Raw genomic sequence first — 16,922 nt, forward strand, 5'->3', positions numbered from 1 at the left:
GTGGCCGGTACGACCGACCTTGCCGCGGTGTGGACGGCGACCACGGAAGAACTCGCCGACGAGATCATCTCCGCGCAGCAGCGAGCGTACCTGCGGCTGACCCGGCTGCGGGCCATCGTCGAGGACACCGTCCTGCTGTCGGTGCCGGACGCCTTCACCCGCGACGTGATCGAATCGCGGTTACGGCCAGCCATCACCGAGGCGCTCACCCGGCGGCTGGGCCGACCGATCCAGGTCGCGGTGACCGTCCGCGTACCGGACGACGGTCGTGCCGTGGGCACCGTCTACCGCAGCGCGCCGGAGGCAGGCCCCGGCGACCACGCGGGTGATCCGGGTGGCTTCGCGCTGGCCCCGGACGACGGCACGGGCGACGGTCGACAGCAGCTTCCGCTCATCCCCGAGCAGCCGAACTCGGGTCGCTACGACCGGCCCGCCCCCGACGGCCGGTTCGACCGGCACGCCCCCGACGCGCCACCGGTCGAGAGCGCCCCCCGCACCGGCCCGCGGGTGGCCGACGGCCAGGAGCCGCTCTTCGGCACCGCGTTCGTCGAGTCGCCCGACCCTTCGGGCGAGGCCCGCCAGCCCGCTGACCGACTCGCCTTCACCGACCGCAACGCTGGCCGCCTCGACCAGCCGGAGACCGCGGCGCGCGGCTTCGCGGCCCGGTTCGGCGAGGAACCACCAGGTGTCTCCCCCCGGGACCGACACGTCATCCGGCCGGTGCCGACCGATGGCGGCACCGACAGTGGGCCCGGTCGCAGTGGCGCGGATCACCGGCCACGGGACGACCGGCGACTGCCCACGGGTGCGGACAGCGGCGGTAACCGGCTCAACCCGAAGTACATGTTCGAGACGTTCGTCATCGGCTCGTCAAACCGGTTCGCGCACGCCGCCTCGGTGGCGGTGGCCGAGTCGCCGGCAAAGGCGTACAACCCACTGTTCATCTACGGCAGCTCCGGGCTGGGCAAGACGCACCTGCTGCACGCCATCGGCCACTACGCCACCACCCTGGGCAACGCCCGCTCGGTCCGATACGTCTCGACCGAGGAGTTCACCAACGACTTCATCAACTCGCTGCGCGACGACAAGACCAGCGCGTTCCAGCGCCGCTACCGCGACGTCGACATCCTGCTGATCGACGACATCCAGTTCCTGGAGAACCGCGAGCGGACCCAGGAGGAGTTCTTCCACACCTTCAACACGCTGCACAACGCCAACAAGCAGATCGTGATCACCTCCGACCGGTCGCCGAAGCAGCTGGCCACCCTGGAGGACCGGTTACGGACCCGGTTCGAGTGGGGCCTGCTCGCCGACATCCAGCCGCCGGACCTGGAGACCCGGATCGCGATCCTGCAAAAGAAGGCCGCCCAGGAACGGCTCTTCGCCCCGCCGGACGTGCTGGAGTTCATCGCCTCCCGGGTGTCGAACTCGATCCGGGAACTTGAGGGGGCGCTGATCCGGGTCACCGCCTTCGCCAGCCTGACCCGGTCGAACGTGGAGCTGTCGCTGGCCGAGGAGGTGCTGCGGGACTTCATCCCGGACGGCGCCGGCCCGGAGATCAACGCCGACCAGATTATGGTCGCCACCGCCGACTATTTCGGGGTGAGCCTGGAGGACCTGCGCGGGCACTCACGCTCCCGGGTGCTGGTCAACGCCCGCCAGGTGGCCATGTATCTGTGTCGTGAGCTGACCGACCTGTCGCTGCCCCGGATCGGCCAGGCGTTCGGCGGCCGGGACCACACCACCGTGATGCACGCCGACCGCAAGATCCGCCAGCAGATGGCCGAGCGCCGGTCGCTCTACAACCAGATCGCCGAGCTGACCAACCGGATCAAGCAGAACACCTGAGCGACGGTTCGAGGTCGCGGCGTCCGACGCGCCGCGCTGAACCAGTCGACCCGTACGCCACCCGAGACAGCCCGACCGGTGATCCGGCCGGGCTTCTTCGTGCCCGGCGGTTGACCCTCGACGAGGTGTAGGCCACACCATCGAAGGCGTGTCCACCGCGGCTGACGATCGTTGTCCACAGCTCGTTATCCACCGTCGGTGGATAACCACTAAGCGTCAACATCGAGTTATCCACAGGTTGTGGATAAACCCTGGGGACAACCTTGTGGATGCCTGGGGACGGCTGGGGACAGTCGCTCGCGTTGTCCACCGATCGCCGTCCACCTGTGGGCAACCTGTTGAAGGTTCTGGGGATTACCGGCCCCTCGGGCCGCCGGCCAATCCACAGGGTTGGGGAGAAAGTAGGTGGATAACCGGTGGATAACCGGTGGACGACGGTGGACAACCTGGGGCCCGAGGGCCGCCTGTGGACCGCGAGCGAAGTTGTACCCCTGGTTCTCCACAGCAAAACCACCTGTGGGTAACCGGTCTGACCTGCACCGATGCGAGTTCTCCACAGTTTGCACAGGTGCGACGAAGACGATGGGTTATCTCTTCTAAAAGAACGAAAAACCAATCATCACCGTTGGACTTGCTGTGGATCGTCTCGGTACTGCCGCAGATACCCGTCAGCACCGACAGGATCCATGGGGTCGGGCACACAGCCGATACCCTCGCGCCCTAAGGTGCGAGGGGTACCCGCACACCAGGCGGGTCGGTGGGCAGCGTCCGGCATGAGAGAGTTGACGACGTCGACGTCGACGCGGAGGCATTGATGAAGTTCCGAGTGGAGCGCGACGCGCTCGCCGAGGCCGTGGCCTGGACCGCAAAGAGTCTGCCCAACCGGCCGTCGGTGCCGGTGCTGGCCGGGGTGATGCTCCGCGTCACCGACGGCAGCCTGCAGGTTTCCGGCTTTGACTACGAGGTCTCCAGCCAGGTGACCGTGGAGGTGCAGGGCGACGCCGACGGCGCCGCGCTGGTCTCCGGGCGGCTGCTCGCCGAGATCACCAAGGCACTGCCGGCCAAGCCGGTCGACATCGCCGCAGTCGGGGCACACCTCGAACTGGTCTGCGGCAGCGCCCGGTTCACCCTGCCCACCATGCCGGTGGAGGACTATCCGACCCTGCCCGAGATGCCGGAGAGCGCCGGCACCGTGGACGCCGCCGCCTTCGCCTCGGCCGTCGCCCAGGTCGCCGTCGCCGCCAGCCGGGACGAGACGCTGCCGATGATGACCGGCGTCCGGATCGAACTCTCCGGTGGCACCCTGGCCATGCTCGCCACCGACCGCTACCGGCTGGCGCTGCGCGAGATGGAGTGGCAGCCGGACGACCCGGAGATCAGCATCAACGCCCTGGTGCCGGCCCGTACGCTCAACGACACCGCGAAGACCCTCGGCCCGCTCGGCGGCCAGGTCACCCTCGCCCTCTCCCAGGGAGCGGCCGGCGAAGGCATGATCGGGTTCTCCGGTGGCACCCGGCGGACCACCAGCCGCCTGCTCGACGGCGCCAACTACCCGCCCGTGCGGTCCCTCTTCCCGGCCAGCCACAACGCCGAGGCCCGGGTGCCGGTCAGCACCCTCATCGAGGTCGTCAAGCGGGTCGCCCTGGTCGCCGAGCGGACCACCCCGGTGCTGCTCAGCTTCAGCGCCGACGGGCTGGTCGTCGAAGCCGGCGGCACCGAGGAGGCACGGGCCAGCGAGGCCATGGAGGCCACCTTCACCGGCGAGCCGCTCACCATCGGCTTCAACCCGCAGTACCTCATCGACGGGCTGGCCAACCTCGGGGCCCAGTTCGCCGTCCTGCACTTCGTCGATGCCTTCAAGCCTGCGGTGATTTCGCCGGCCGGCGAGGATGGCGAGCCGATCAGTGGGTACCGCTACCTCATCATGCCGATCCGCGTATCCCGCTGACCGGCTGCGCACATCCGCACCACGAAAGGTAACCACGAGATGCAGCTCGGCCTGATTGGCCTCGGCCGAATGGGCGGCAACATGCGCGAGCGACTGCGCGCTGCCGGCCACGAGGTGGTGGGCCTGGACCACGACCTGGCACGCAGCGACGTCGCGAGCGTGGCGGAACTGGCCGAGAAGCTGGACGCACCCCGGGCGGTCTGGGTGATGGTGCCCGCCGCCGTCACCGACGCCACCATCGACGAGGTGGCCGAGGTCCTGACCGAGGGCGACATCATCATCGACGGCGGCAACTCGCGGTTCAGCGACGACGCGCCCCGTGCGCAGCGGCTCAACGAGCGGGGCATCGGTTACCTCGACGTGGGGGTGTCCGGCGGGGTGTGGGGCCAGCAGAACGGCTACGGCCTGATGGTCGGCGGCGCCCAGGAGCACGTCGAGCGGCTCATGCCGATCTTCGACTCGCTCAAGCCCGAGGGCGAGTACGGCTTCGTGCACGCCGGTCCGGTCGGTGCCGGCCACTACGCCAAGATGGTGCACAACGGCATCGAGTACGGCCTGATGCACGCGTACGCCGAGGGCTACGAGCTGATGACCGCCTCCGAACTGGTGACAAACGTGCCCGGCGTGATCAAGTCCTGGCGGGAAGGCACCGTGGTCCGCTCCTGGCTGCTGGACCTGCTGGACCGGGCGCTCGAAGAGGACCCGGAGCTGACCCAGCTGAGCGACTACACCGAGGACACCGGCGAGGGCCGCTGGACGGTGGACGAAGCGATCCGCCTCGCCGTGCCGCTGAACGTCATCACCGCCTCGCTGTTCGCCCGGTTCGCGTCCCGACAGGACGAGTCGCCAGCCCTCAAGGCCGTCTCCGCGCTGCGTCAGCAGTTCGGCGGGCACGCCGTCCGCAAGCGCTGACCGGCACCCGACCCGTGTACGTCCGCCGGCTCGAACTTGTCGACTTCCGCTCCTACCAGCGGGTCGGCGTCGACCTCGAACCGGGGCCGAACGTGCTGATCGGTGCCAACGGTGTCGGCAAGACCAACCTCGTCGAGGCGCTGGGCTACGTGGCGACCCTGGACTCGCACCGGGTCGCCACCGACGCGCCGCTGGTCCGGATGGGTGCCGCCGCCGCGGTGATCCGGTGCGCGGTGGTGCACGAGGGCCGGGAACTGCTGGTCGAGCTGGAGATCGTCCCGGGCAAGGCCAACCGGGCCCGAATCGGTCGATCCCCGGCCCGCCGGGCCCGTGACGTGCTCGGCGCGCTGCGGCTGGTGCTGTTCGCCCCGGAAGATCTCGAACTGGTCCGGGGTGATCCGGCCGAACGCCGCCGCTACCTCGACGACCTACTGGTGCTGCGCCAGCCCCGGTACGCGGGCGTGCGAGCCGACTACGACCGGGTGGTCCGGCAACGCAACGCCCTGCTGCGCACCGCGTACCTGGCCCGCAAGACCGGCGGGACCCGCGGCGGTGACCTGTCGACCCTGGCCGTCTGGGACGCCCACCTGGCCCGACACGGCGCCGAACTGCTCGCCGGCCGGCTGGAACTGGTCGCCGCGCTGACCCCGCACGTGGCCAAGGCGTACGACGCGGTCGCCGCCGGGCGCGGCGCGGCAGGCATCGCCTACCGGCCGTCGGTGGCGCTGGTCGAGCCCACCACCGACCGGCCGGCCCTGGCCGAGCTGCTCGCCGCGGCGCTTGCGGAATCCCGCACCGCAGAGATCGAGCGGGGCACCACCCTGGTCGGACCGCACCGCGACGACCTCACCCTCACCCTCGGCCCGCTGCCCGCCAAGGGGTACGCCAGCCACGGCGAGTCGTGGTCGTACGCGCTCGCTCTCCGGCTGGCCGGCTACGACCTGCTGCGCAGCGACGGAATCGAACCGGTGCTGGTCCTCGATGACGTCTTCGCCGAACTGGACACCGGGCGGCGGGACCGGCTGGCCGAGTTGGTCGGCGGCGCGAGTCAACTGGTGGTGACCTGTGCGGTCGCCGATGATGTGCCGGCCGCCCTGCGGGGCGCCCGCTACGAGGTGACCGAGGGAGCGGTGCGTCGTGTCGGATGAGCCGCAGCGCGACGCCGACCCGGCCGGGCAGCCGGGGCGCGCCGCCTCGGGCCGCAGCCGGGGTGCGCGTACCAACGAGGGTGCGGCCGGGGACGGCGGCGCCGCACCGACCGACGGTGCCGGCGAAACCTCGGAGGTGTCCGGGCCGCAGCTGGCCCGAGCGGTGCTGGATGCGGCCAAGGCCCGGCGCGAGGCGGCCGGACGGACCCGGCGGCGCGGCACCACCGGTGCCGGCGGCGGCGAGCGGCGGCTACGCGGCTACTCGGGCCCGGGACCGGACCCACGCGATCCGCAGCTGCTCGGCGCGGTGCTGGACCGACTGGTGAAGGCGCGTGGCTGGCAGCAGCCGGCCGCCGAGGCGACCGTCTTCGGCGCCTGGGAACGGGTCGTCGGCCCCGAGGTGGCCCAGCACAGCCGGCCGGTGAAGCTGGAGAACGGCGAACTGACAGTGGAAGCCCGTTCCACCGCCTGGGCGACCCAACTGCGGCTGCTGGCCGGTTCGCTGTTGCAGCAGATCGGTCGGGAGGTCGGCCACAACGTGGTCCGGAAGCTGCACATCCACGGGCCGGCCGCGCCGTCCTGGTCGCGTGGACCACGACGGGTACGCGGTCGCGGCCCCCGCGACACCTACGGCTGACCCGCCCGCAGGTGCCCAGCCGTCCCGGACCTCGCCTGGGTTAGGACTGAGCTGCCCGGCGAGGTGCCGCCGAATCGGCGTAGACGGCGAACCCACGTTCCGCGCAGCGCCGGTAGAACGCCGCCACCACGCTCAGCTCCGCGCAGGTGAAGGTCCACTGCGGCGCGGCGCCGCTGTCGTCCCGCAGGGCGTCCAGCCGGCTGTCCAGCCAGCGCAGTTGCTGCTCGGCGAGACGGCCGTCGGCGAGCAACGAACGCAGCACCGTACCGACCGACTCGAAGGTGACCGCCTCACCGTGCGGCCGGTGCGCCGCGACGAACCGCTCGATGCCGCCGGCGATCCAGGAGCACCCGTCGGGGTCGATGACCGGATCCTCGTCCTCGGCCGCGGCCTCAGTGGCGTAGAGCACACCGTCCAGGCCGAGGATGAGATCCACCACCTCCGTGTACGCGGTCGCCCGGACGGTGCCTGTCTTCGCGATCAGCTCGGCGAGTGCGGCGGTCGGTGCCGAGATGCCCGGCACGTCGACGATGTCGCCGAAGTCGACGAACTCGGCCGGTGCGACCGGGTCGTAGAAGCGGCCGGTACGCGGCCACTGGACCGCGACGTTGTCCAGCCCCACTGGTGTCACCTCTCAACGAGCCACGGGTCGAGTCAATCGGGTCGATCGTCCGGTTCCGGCCGTGAAAGATCAAGGCTGGCCCGCCAGCCCGACCGTCGGGGAACGCCCGACGTGCACGGTACCGGCCGTGGCGACCGATTTGCCGACCGGCCGGATCGGGATGGCCATCACGCGGCAGATCCGACGAACATGCCGTGGCGTGTAGGGGGAGTCGCGGACAGCGCAGTTCGGGCCGCTACGTCAATCTGAGCCGCCGCGAAGGGGTGCCGACTGGTGGTTCTATCGCCCGCGCACAGTAAGATTGGGGTGAGACGAAGACCCGGTGCGGAGCGATGGGTCACGGGCCGCTAGCGGACCCGCGAACACTGTCCGACTCGGGTCGAGCCGATCGCGATCCGCGGGCATCCGCGGCGACCGGCGCGTTCGACCCGTACCCCGGAATTGTCCCCGGTGCCGGTCCGCGTGCCGACGCTGCGTCCCGCCGAACCCGCGCCCGACGTGCCTGACGGCGCCGACGGCGCGAGAAAGTGGCCGAGCGTGGCAGCGCAGGACAATCAGCAGTACGGCGCCGAGTCGATCACCGTTCTCGAGGGGTTGGAGGCGGTCCGCAAGCGGCCCGGTATGTACATCGGGTCGACCGGCGAGCGCGGCCTGCACCACCTGGTGTGGGAGGTCGTGGACAACGCGGTCGACGAGGCGCTGGCCGGCCACTGCGACACCATCGACGTGGTGCTGCTCGCCGACGGCGGGGTCCGGGTCACCGACAACGGCCGGGGCTTCCCGGTCGACCTGCACCCGAAGCTCAAGAAGCCGGGCGTCGAGGTGGCACTGACCGTGCTGCACGCGGGCGGCAAGTTCGACGGCAAGGCGTACGCCGTCTCCGGCGGTCTGCACGGCGTCGGTGTCTCCGTGGTGAACGCCCTCTCCACGAAGATGGCGGTGGAGATCCACAAGGACGGCTTCGTCTGGCGGCAGCAGTACCACCACTCCAAGCCGACCGAGCTGGAGAAGGGCGAGCCGACCGACCGGACCGGCTCCGCGGTCGCCTTCTGGCCCGACCCGGACGTCTTCGAGACCGTCGACTTCGACTTCCAGACCATCTACCGGCGCCTCCAGGAGATGGCCTTCCTCACCCGCGGCCTCACCATCCACCTGCTCGACGAGCGGGTCGCGGAGGGTGAGGAGGGCAAGATCCGCGAGGTCACCTTCAAGTACGACGGCGGTATCGCCGACTTCGTCCGGCATCTCAACGCCTCGAAGAGCCCGATCCACAAGACGGTGATCGAGTTCGGTGCCGAGGAAGAGGGCATGTCGCTCGAGATCGCCATGCAGTGGAACGAGTCGTACGGCGAGTCGGTCTACACCTTCGCCAACAACATCAACACGCACGAGGGCGGCACCCACGAGGAAGGCTTCCGCGCTGCGCTGACCAGCGTGGTCAACCGCTACGGTGCGGAGAAGAAGCTGCTCAAGAGCGACGAGAAGCTCTCCGGCGAGGACATCCGCGAGGGGCTCGCCGCGATCATCTCGGTCAAGCTGACGAACCCGCAGTTCGAGGGTCAGACCAAGACCAAGCTCGGCAACACCCCGGTGAAGAGCTTCGTCCAGCGGGTCTGCAACGACCGGTTGGTCGACTGGCTGGACCGCAACCCCGCCGAAGCAAAGATCATTATCACCAAGGCGTCCCAGGCCGCCCGGGCCCGGATCGCCGCCCAGCAGGCCCGCAAGCTGGCCCGACGCAAGTCGCTGCTGGAATCCGGCTCGATGCCGGGCAAGCTGGCCGACTGCCAGTCCACCGACCCGCGCGAGTCCGAGGTCTTCATCGTCGAGGGCGACTCGGCCGGCGGCTCGGCCAAGCAGGGGCGCGACCCGCGTACCCAGGCGATCCTGCCGATCCGCGGCAAGATCCTGAACGTGGAGAAGGCCCGAATCGACCGGGTGCTCAAGAACAACGAGGTGCAGGCGCTGATCACCGCGCTCGGCACCGGCATCCACGACGACTTCGACATCGAGAAGCTGCGTTACCACAAGATCGTGCTGATGGCCGACGCCGACGTCGACGGCCAGCACATCCAGACGCTGCTGCTCACCCTGCTGTTCCGCTTCATGCGCCCGCTTGTCGAGCTGGGGCACGTCTACCTGGCAGCCCCGCCGCTCTACAAGATCAAGTGGAACCGGAAGGGCGACGACGCGCAGTACGCGTACTCCGACCGGGAGCGCGACGGGCTGATTGCGCTGCGCCAGCAGAAGAAGCCGAACGCCAAGCCGGACGACATCCAGCGGTTCAAGGGCCTCGGCGAGATGAACTACCCGGAGCTGTGGGAGACCACGATGAACCCGGCCACCCGGACGCTGCGTCAGGTCACCCTGGACGACGCGGCCACCGCCGACGAGCTGTTCAGCGTACTGATGGGCGAGGACGTCGAGGCGCGGCGCTCGTTCATTCAGCGCAACGCCAAGGACGTGCGCTTCCTGGACATCTGACGGCCCGGCGGCCGGGCCGGACATGCACCGGTCCGGCCGCCGATCCACAGAGTTATCCACAGCTTGGTCGCTATCCACAGCGGTTATCCACAAGCGCGAAAACGACTCACACTCTGATAAGGGTTAACAGTGACCGAATCCCCCGAGTCCACACCTAACGAGCCCGAGGTCCCCGAGGCGCAGGCCGCCGTCGTCTCGCACGACCGGATCGAGCCGGTCGGGCTCGAGGTGGAGATGCAGCGCTCCTACCTCGACTACGCGATGAGCGTCATCGTCGGGCGGGCGCTGCCGGACGTCCGGGACGGGCTCAAGCCGGTCCACCGCAAGATCCTGTACGCCATGTTCGACTCCGGCTACCGGCCGGACCGCGGCTACGTGAAGTGCTCCCGGGTCGTCGGCGACGTGATGGGCCAGTTCCACCCGCACGGCGACTCGGCCATCTACGACGCGCTGGTCCGGATGGCCCAGCAGTGGTCGCTGCGCTACCCCCTGGTCGACGGCAACGGCAACTTCGGCTCGCCAGGTAATGATCCAGCTGCCGCCATGCGCTACACCGAGTGCAAGCTCGACCCGCTGGCGATGGAGATGCTGCGGGACATCGACGAGGACACCGTCGACCTTCAGGACAACTACGACGGCCGGGCCAAGGAGCCCACCATCCTGCCGTCGCGGATTCCGAACCTGCTGATCAACGGTTCCGAGGGCATCGCGGTCGGCATGGCCACCAAGATCCCGCCGCACAACCTGCGGGAGATCGGCGCGGCGGTGCAGTGGTGCCTGGAGCACCCGGAGGCCGACGAGGCCACCACGCTCGAGGCGCTGCTGGAGATCGTCAAGGGGCCGGACTTCCCGACCCACGGTCTGATCGTGGGCCACTCGGGCATCCAGGACGCGTACCGCACGGGTCGCGGTTCGATCCGGATGCGCGCGGTGGTGGAGGTCGAGGAGGACAAGCGGGGTCGGCCGGCGCTTGTGGTCAGCGAGCTGCCGTATCAGGTCAACCCGGACAACCTGGCCGAGCGGATCGCCGAGCTGATCAAGGAGGGCAAGCTCGCCGGCATCGCCGACATCCGGGACGAGTCCTCCGGGCGTACGGGCATGCGGATCGTGCTGGTGCTCAAGCGCGACGCGGTCGCGAAGGTGGTGCTGAACAACCTCTACAAGCACACCCAGCTCCAGGAGACCTTCGGCGCGAACATGCTGGCCCTGGTGGACGGGGTGCCGCGCACGCTGAACCTGGCGCAGTTCATCCGGTACTACGTCGAGCACCAGATCGAGGTGATCCGGCGGCGGACGGCGTTCCGGCTGCGCAAGGCGGAGGAGCGGGCGCACATCCTGCGCGGTCTGTCCAAGGCGCTGGACGCGCTGGACGAGGTGATCGCGCTGATCCGGCGCTCGCCCACGGTCGAGGACGCCCGGCAGGGCCTGATCCAACTGCTGGAGATCGACGAGATCCAGGCGACCGCGATCCTGGACATGCAGCTGCGCCGGCTCGCCGCGCTGGAGCGGCAGCGGATCCTCGACGATCTGGCCAAGTTGGAGCTGGAGATCGCCGACCTCAAGGACATTCTTGCCAAGCCGGAGCGGCAGCGGAGGATCGTCTCGGAGGAGCTGGGTGAGATCGTCGCGAAGTGGGGCGACGATCGACGTACTAAGATCGTCCCGTTCGACGGCGAGGTCTCGATGGAGGACCTCATCGCGCGGGAGGACGTGGTGGTCACGATCACCCGCACGGGGTACGCGAAGCGCACGAAGGTCGACCTCTATCGTTCGCAGCGGCGTGGTGGCAAGGGCGTCAGTGGCGCCTCGCTGCGTCAGGACGACATCGTCAGCCACTTCTTCGTCTGCTCAACGCACGACTGGATCCTGTTCTTCACCAACAAGGGGCGGGTGTACCGGGCCAAGGCGTACGAGCTTCCGGAGGCCAGTAGGGTGGCCAAGGGTCAGCACGTGGCCAACCTGCTCGCCTTCCAGCCGGACGAGCAGATCGCACAGATCATCGAAATTCCGAACTACCAGGTGGCGCCATACCTGGTCCTGGCGACGAAGAACGGCCTGGTGAAGAAGACGCGGCTTGAGGAGTTCGACTCCAACCGTTCCGGCGGCATCATCGCGATCAACCTGCGCGATGAGGACGAGCTGGTCGGTGCTGCGCTCGTCGGCCCGACGGACGACCTGCTGCTGGTCTCCAAGAACGCCCAGGCGATCCGGTTCAACGCCACCGACGAGGCGCTGCGGCCGATGGGCCGGGCGACCTCGGGCGTGATCGGGATGCGGTTCAGCGACGAGGACGAGTTGCTGGCCATGGAGGTCGTCCGGGAGGGCCTGGACGTGCTGGTGGCCACGAACGGGGGATACGCGAAACGTACCCCGATCGAGGAATACCCGGTCCAGGGCCGGGGAGGTAAAGGTGTGCTGACTGCGAAGATCACCGAACGACGCGGTGGTCTGGTTGGCGCGGTCGTGATCGACCCGGACGACGAGCTGTTTGCTATCACCAGCAACGGTGGTGTCATCCGGACTCCGGTGAAGCCTGTACGCCGTACGCGTGACCGGAACACAATGGGGGTCAAGCTGATGGACCTTCCGGACGGCGTGACTATCGTGGCGATTGCTCGCAATGCCGACGAGCCTGACGAACAGGACTAGTTGAATGACGGAGACACAGGCGAAGTCGGGGAACGCGGGAACCTCGGCCAACCCGGTCGACGAGGAGGCCGCGAAGAGCGGCTCGCCAGCGACCGGCCGCGCGGCCGTGGGCCGGGCCACGGTCCCCGCCGACGCGCCTGCCCCGAAATTCACCCGGGCCCCGGGCATGGCACCGCCGCCCGACAAGCCCTCCGACGACGAGGAGGCCGCCTCCGGGGAGGAGAGCGCCACCGAGTCCGCCAGTTCGGGGGGTGCCACCGCGACACCGGCGACCGCCACCGCCGGCACGCCATCGACCCCCTCGCCGATCGGTGCCCGCCCGGGTCCGTCCTCGTCGGGTGCCACGGGTGTCCTGCCCAAGATCGGCAGCGGTACGACCGGCACTCAGCCGCGGGTTACCGGGGCGGCAGCCACCGGTGCCGGGGCGAAGCCGGATGCCACCCGCTCGTTCGGGACGGGTCGCCCGGCCAACGGCGGGGGCCTTCCGCCGGGCGTCAGTTCGGCCGCCGTCGGGGCCGCGCGGGTGGGTGACGCGGTACGCGCTGCGCGTACCTCGGTCAGCTCGGCCGCCTCACGCGGACCGCGCCGGGCCCGGCTGAACCTCAAGCGGATCGACCCCTGGTCGGTGATGAAGTTCGCGTTCGCCGTGTCGATCGTGCTGTTCATCGTCATCGTCGTCGCGACCTCGGTGCTGTACCTGGCGCTGGACGCGATGGGTGTGTTCACAAGCGTCAACGACAGCCTGGGTGACCTGGTCAACGCGAGCGGTGGACAGGGCACCAGCGGCTTCCAGATCACCGCGAAGGGCGTGATCTTCAGTTCGGCGCTGATCGGTCTGGTCAACGTCGTACTGTTCACCGCGCTGGCCACCCTCGGTGCGTTCGTCTACAACGTCTGCGCCGATCTGGTGGGCGGCATCGAGCTGACCCTCGCCGAGCGCGACTGAGCCTGCTCGACACCCGGACGCCGGGCCGACCGCATCCCGCGGTTGCCCGGCGTCCGCGTCGTTGCGGGAGCCGATATCGGTGGGCCGGGAACCGGCCTCTCGGGTAGGTTCGATGGCGACGGTGCTGGGCAATTGACCGCCCGGACCCCCGATTTGGGGGCTGCTGGGCGGATGGGTTAACCTTGCTCGTCGCTACGCGGGGCTATAGCTCAGTCGGTTAGAGCGCAGAGCTGATAACTCTGAGGTCGCTGGTTCGATTCCAGCTAGCCCCACCGCACATGATCTGACGGCACGCCGAGCGTGAGGGGTAGCCCCGATGTTCAAGAAGCTGCTGATCCTGGCCAGCGTCGTCGGCGTGGCCGCCGTGGTGGCCAAGAAGATCAAGGAAGCGAACGACGAGCGCGCTCTCTGGCACGAGGCGACCACCTCGCCGGACCTTCGCTGATCACCGGCGGCATCGGCCGCCTGCGGGGCCCTAGCTCAACTGGCAGAGCACTGCCTTTGCAAGGCAGGGGTTAGGGGTTCGAGTCCCCTGGGCTCCACCAGCACTTTCCTTGGTTGATCTCGGTCCGAGTACAGCCATCCGTACAGCCAAGCCGTTCACGCTGTCCCCTTCTCGCCGAGAAGCCGGTCGATGGCGGAGGTAGCTTGGCGGGCACGCGCGGGCAGGACGTGGCCGTAGGTGTCGGCCGTCATCCGGATCGTGGAATGCCCGAGCAGTTCCATCACCGTGCGCAACTCCTCGCCCTGGTCGAGCAGGAACGTGGCGAAGGCGTGCCGAAGGTCGTGCAGGTGCAACCAGTCCAGTCCGGCCGTAGCGCGGAGCTGCTCGAAGCGTCGGTTGACGTTCCGCGGTTCCATCGGCGTGCCGATCGTGCTCGCGAAGACCAGACCGTGATCCGACCACACCTCGCCAGCCGCGAGCCGTTCCTTGGCCTGACGTATCCGCTGTGACTCCAACGCCCGTACCGCCAGGGAGGACAGCGGCAGCGGGCGGGTTGACCGGTGCGTCTTCGGCGGGACGAACTCCAAGCCACGGTCGGTGCGCTGGAGCGTCTGCCGCACAAACAACGCCTTGCCCGGCAGGTCGACATCCGACCAGCGCAGGCCCAGCAGCTCAGCCCGGCGTAGCCCGGTCACCAGCGCCAGCACGAACAGCGATTCCAACCGGTCACCAGTCAGCACCGACAGCAGCGTCTTGGCTTCCTCCGGCGTCAGCGCACGCCGCTCGGTGCGACCGAGGGCCGGCGGCTTGGCCGCTTTGGCGACGTTGCGCGGCACCAGATCCATCCGCTCAGCGTCGGCTAGGGCGACGCGCAGCACCGCGTGAACCTTGATGATGCTGGCCGGAGCCAGCTTGCCCCGAAGCCCGGTCAGGAACCGCTGCACATCCCGAGGCGTCAGCCGATCGAGCTTCACCCGGCCGAGCCCCGGAACGAGGTGCTTCGTCACGGCCAGGCGGTAACGGACCAGGGTTGAGGGACGAGTGCCGTCATGCGCTTTCACATCGCGCAGCCACTCGGTCAACCAGGCTTCCACGGTCCGGGGCGGCGCGGTGAGGTCGACGCCGAGCTGTAGTTGCCGCCGCAGCTCGTCGCGCTTCCGGACCGCCTCAGCCTCGCTCTTGGCGTAGACGTACTTCCGCTTCCGCTTCCCAGCGACCCAGCCGAGGTCGATTACCGCAGCCCAGACGCCCGGCCGCTGCTCGTAGACCGAGCCTTCCCCGTGGGATCGACGCCGCTTCCCGCTCACGCCGCGAACTCCTCACCAGCCGACAGAAACTCATCAATGGCTGCCAGCGGAATCAGCCGAGCGCGACCCGCCTTGACCGACCGGAGCTGACCGGAGCGCATCAGGACGTACACGGTGTCGCGGCAGATGCCGAGCAGGGTGGCGGCTTCGGCCGGGCGGACGCTCCTGGGTGCGACCGAGCGAGGGTGGTTGAGGGTGGTCATCACGCACGTCCTTCCTGATCGACGGAGCCGGGAACGGTCAGCGGCGAAGCGCCCTGGGCAGCCTTGTCGCGTGCCGCGAGTAGGGCGGCCTTCCACTGCGCCCGTTGGGACAGAGCGCGCAGCAGCCGGTGTTGCAGGGGTGGTACGTCGGCGTCATCGGGTCGGGCGAGTTCCCAGGCGTAGGCGGGTGCGGCGTCCTGGTCGACGGGCTCAGCATCGGTGGCGCCGGTGGTGACGCCGAGGAGGTTGCGGACCCAGGCCCGTGCGTCGGCCCGGTGGTCGGCGAGGGTCTTCCCGGACCAGTCGCGGGAGACGAGGATGCGTCGCCCGCCGATGCCGAGGGTCGCTCGTTGGTGCACCTTGCCCTTACACCGGCCTGCTTGGAGTCGGCCGTGGGCTTTCTTCGGTTGGATGCCGTAGAGCAGCCAGTTGGCGCACCGCTCGTTGCAGGGGGTGATCCGTAGTTCCTGCCAGAGCCGGTCGAGGTGATCCCGCTGCCGGTCCGTCTCGGTCTTGTGGCAGTCGGCCGCCGACTTGGTGATGTACTTCGTGATGTAGCCGATGGTCCGCTGGGCGTGGACGGTGCCGGGGGTGACGCCTTCGGCGTGGATCTGGGTGCCGAAGCGGACGACGTGCGCGGGATGGGCGTCGGGGTCGGTGTCGATGAGGTCCAGGGCGTCAGCCCACGACGGCAACGCTTCCCCGGTGTCGGGGTCGACCCACGCTGTCTGGTCGTTGTCCCAGACAGGTGGCCGGTCGAGGGTGTACCGCGGTTGGTCGGCCGGTGGCCACCAGACTTGGTGGTAGGTGGCGGCGGCGACCTGACGCAGCACCGCACGCGGGATGGTTCCCCGGATGGCGAAGTGCGCGTGCGGGGCGAGACGGCGTTGGGGCTCGACGCATCCGGCGTACTGGACGTTCCAGCCCACACACCGGCGGAGGTTCTGCCAGAACCGGTCGAGGAGTCGGGCGAAGTGCACCGCATCCCACGCCGCCCGCCGGTAGTCATAGCTGGCCGGGTCGACCGGTGTGCCGTCAGGGAGGACCCGGCCGTAGGAGCCGAGCGTCAGCGACAGCCACATGGACGGGCGATGCTGGGTGCCGTCCGGGGCGACGTAGACACGGCCGAGGGTGCGGGGTTCGACTTTCTTTCGGGGCAGGTCCGGCGCGTCCTGACGACGCCGAGTCGACCGAGTGCGCCGGGCGCCGGTGTCGTCTTCGTCGTGGCCGGGGGCGATCTGCCCGCGCATACCTTTCGCAGCCGTGGCCGCTTCGACTTCCGCAATGGCCTGGTCAATGGCGGGGATCTGGTCGAACTGGCCGGAGCGTTGGGCTTCCTCGCGGGCGAACTCCAGGTGAGCGCGGAGCATGACGAGTTCGCGTTGCGCCTCGGTGGCGGGGTTGGGGCCGGTGGGGTTGGGTTCGTCGGCGCGGTGCCAGCCTTCTCGGATCTGGGTCTGCCGCAGACGGCGGGCACGTTTGGCGCACGGCTGGCACTTGTCTTCCCTGGTGCTGCCGCAGGGCAGGTCGATGACTTCGGTCAGACCGGTGTGCAAGTCGGTGCGGCGCAGGGTGACCGGGCGCAGGCACACGCCGTACTCGGCGGCCATCTCGGTAAGCACCTGTCGGGACATGGGCAGGGCGAGGCGGGCGGCACGGGAGCCAGCCGCCGGCGCGACGGTGTCGGGTAGGTCGGTTGAGGGTGGGGTGTCGGGGGTGAGGCCGGGCAGGGTCGGGGCGGTCAACGGGTCACCTCCGGAAGGTCGAACAGGG

13 protein-coding genes and 2 tRNA genes are annotated in these 16,922 nt (G+C 69.2%); 11 read left to right on the forward strand and 4 right to left on the reverse strand.

The genetic code is table 11. From position 1 onward, the window contains the following. The 5 genes from dnaA to QQG74_RS00025 all read left to right on the forward strand — a co-directional run bounded on the left by dnaA (position 1) and on the right by QQG74_RS00025 (position 6,493). Positions 1 to 1,848, forward strand: coding sequence for a chromosomal replication initiator protein DnaA (gene dnaA / locus QQG74_RS00005; protein ID WP_341718247.1), 1,848 nt, complete (start codon positions 1 to 3; stop codon positions 1,846 to 1,848). An 814-nt stretch (positions 1,849 to 2,662) separates the two neighbouring features. Next, complete coding sequence (gene dnaN / locus QQG74_RS00010) at positions 2,663 to 3,796, forward strand: DNA polymerase III subunit beta (protein WP_341718248.1); 1,134 nt, start codon at positions 2,663 to 2,665, stop codon at positions 3,794 to 3,796. Between the two features lie 39 nt (positions 3,797 to 3,835). Further along, positions 3,836 to 4,708 (forward strand): phosphogluconate dehydrogenase (NAD(+)-dependent, decarboxylating), encoded by an 873-nt coding sequence (gene gnd, locus QQG74_RS00015; RefSeq protein ID WP_341718249.1) that lies wholly within the window; start codon positions 3,836 to 3,838, stop codon positions 4,706 to 4,708. Between the two features lie 14 nt (positions 4,709 to 4,722). Continuing rightward, positions 4,723 to 5,856, forward strand: a complete 1,134-nt coding sequence (gene recF / locus QQG74_RS00020; protein ID WP_341718250.1) for a DNA replication/repair protein RecF — start codon at positions 4,723 to 4,725, stop codon at positions 5,854 to 5,856. A gap of 136 nt (positions 5,857 to 5,992) precedes the next feature. Then, on the forward strand, positions 5,993 to 6,493 hold the full coding sequence (locus QQG74_RS00025) for a DciA family protein (protein WP_341721474.1): 501 nt from the start codon (positions 5,993 to 5,995) through the stop codon (positions 6,491 to 6,493). Positions 6,494 to 6,533: 40 nt separating this feature from the next. On the opposite strand, the gene QQG74_RS00030 is transcribed toward QQG74_RS00025, so the two are convergent. Continuing rightward, positions 6,534 to 7,115, reverse strand: a complete 582-nt coding sequence (locus QQG74_RS00030; protein WP_341718251.1) for a hypothetical protein — start codon at positions 7,113 to 7,115, stop codon at positions 6,534 to 6,536. A gap of 537 nt (positions 7,116 to 7,652) precedes the next feature. Here QQG74_RS00030 and gyrB point away from each other — a divergent pair. The 6 genes from gyrB to QQG74_RS00060 all read left to right on the forward strand — a co-directional run bounded on the left by gyrB (position 7,653) and on the right by QQG74_RS00060 (position 13,739). Next, the gene (gene gyrB, locus QQG74_RS00035; RefSeq protein WP_341718252.1) at positions 7,653 to 9,599 is read left to right on the forward strand and encodes a DNA topoisomerase (ATP-hydrolyzing) subunit B; all 1,947 of its coding nucleotides are present in this window, start codon (positions 7,653 to 7,655) and stop codon (positions 9,597 to 9,599) included. Positions 9,600 to 9,728: 129 nt separating this feature from the next. Further along, positions 9,729 to 12,248, forward strand: a complete 2,520-nt coding sequence (gene gyrA / locus QQG74_RS00040; protein ID WP_341718253.1) for a DNA gyrase subunit A — start codon at positions 9,729 to 9,731, stop codon at positions 12,246 to 12,248. Between the two features lie 4 nt (positions 12,249 to 12,252). Beyond that, the gene (locus tag QQG74_RS00045) at positions 12,253 to 13,194 is read left to right on the forward strand and encodes a DUF3566 domain-containing protein (RefSeq protein ID WP_341718254.1); all 942 of its coding nucleotides are present in this window, start codon (positions 12,253 to 12,255) and stop codon (positions 13,192 to 13,194) included. A 198-nt stretch (positions 13,195 to 13,392) separates the two neighbouring features. Further along, a tRNA-Ile gene (locus QQG74_RS00050) sits at positions 13,393 to 13,466 on the forward strand. Positions 13,467 to 13,510: 44 nt separating this feature from the next. Next, entirely contained in the window at positions 13,511 to 13,639 is a 129-nt protein-coding gene (locus QQG74_RS00055) for a DLW-39 family protein (protein WP_341718255.1), read from the forward strand. Between the two features lie 24 nt (positions 13,640 to 13,663). Next, positions 13,664 to 13,739, forward strand: a tRNA-Ala gene (locus tag QQG74_RS00060). Positions 13,740 to 13,794: 55 nt separating this feature from the next. On the opposite strand, the gene QQG74_RS00065 is transcribed toward QQG74_RS00060, so the two are convergent. The 3 genes from QQG74_RS00065 to QQG74_RS00075 are packed head-to-tail and all read right to left on the reverse strand — an operon-like array spanning position 13,795 to position 16,894. Continuing rightward, positions 13,795 to 14,946: a tyrosine-type recombinase/integrase gene (locus QQG74_RS00065; protein WP_341718256.1), complete on the reverse strand. Its 1,152-nt coding sequence runs from the start codon at positions 14,944 to 14,946 to the stop codon at positions 13,795 to 13,797. Next, entirely contained in the window at positions 14,943 to 15,149 is a 207-nt protein-coding gene (locus QQG74_RS00070) for a helix-turn-helix domain-containing protein (RefSeq protein ID WP_341718257.1), read from the reverse strand. The genes QQG74_RS00065 and QQG74_RS00070 overlap by 4 nt, the downstream gene beginning before the upstream one ends. Further along, a complete protein-coding gene (locus tag QQG74_RS00075; protein WP_341718258.1) occupies positions 15,149 to 16,894 on the reverse strand; it encodes a replication initiator in 1,746 nt (581 codons plus the stop codon). The genes QQG74_RS00070 and QQG74_RS00075 overlap by 1 nt, the downstream gene beginning before the upstream one ends. Positions 16,895 to 16,922: the final 28 nt, after the last annotated feature.

This window comes from Micromonospora sp. FIMYZ51 (assembly GCF_038246755.1).
Lineage (GTDB): Bacteria > Actinomycetota > Actinomycetes > Mycobacteriales > Micromonosporaceae > Micromonospora.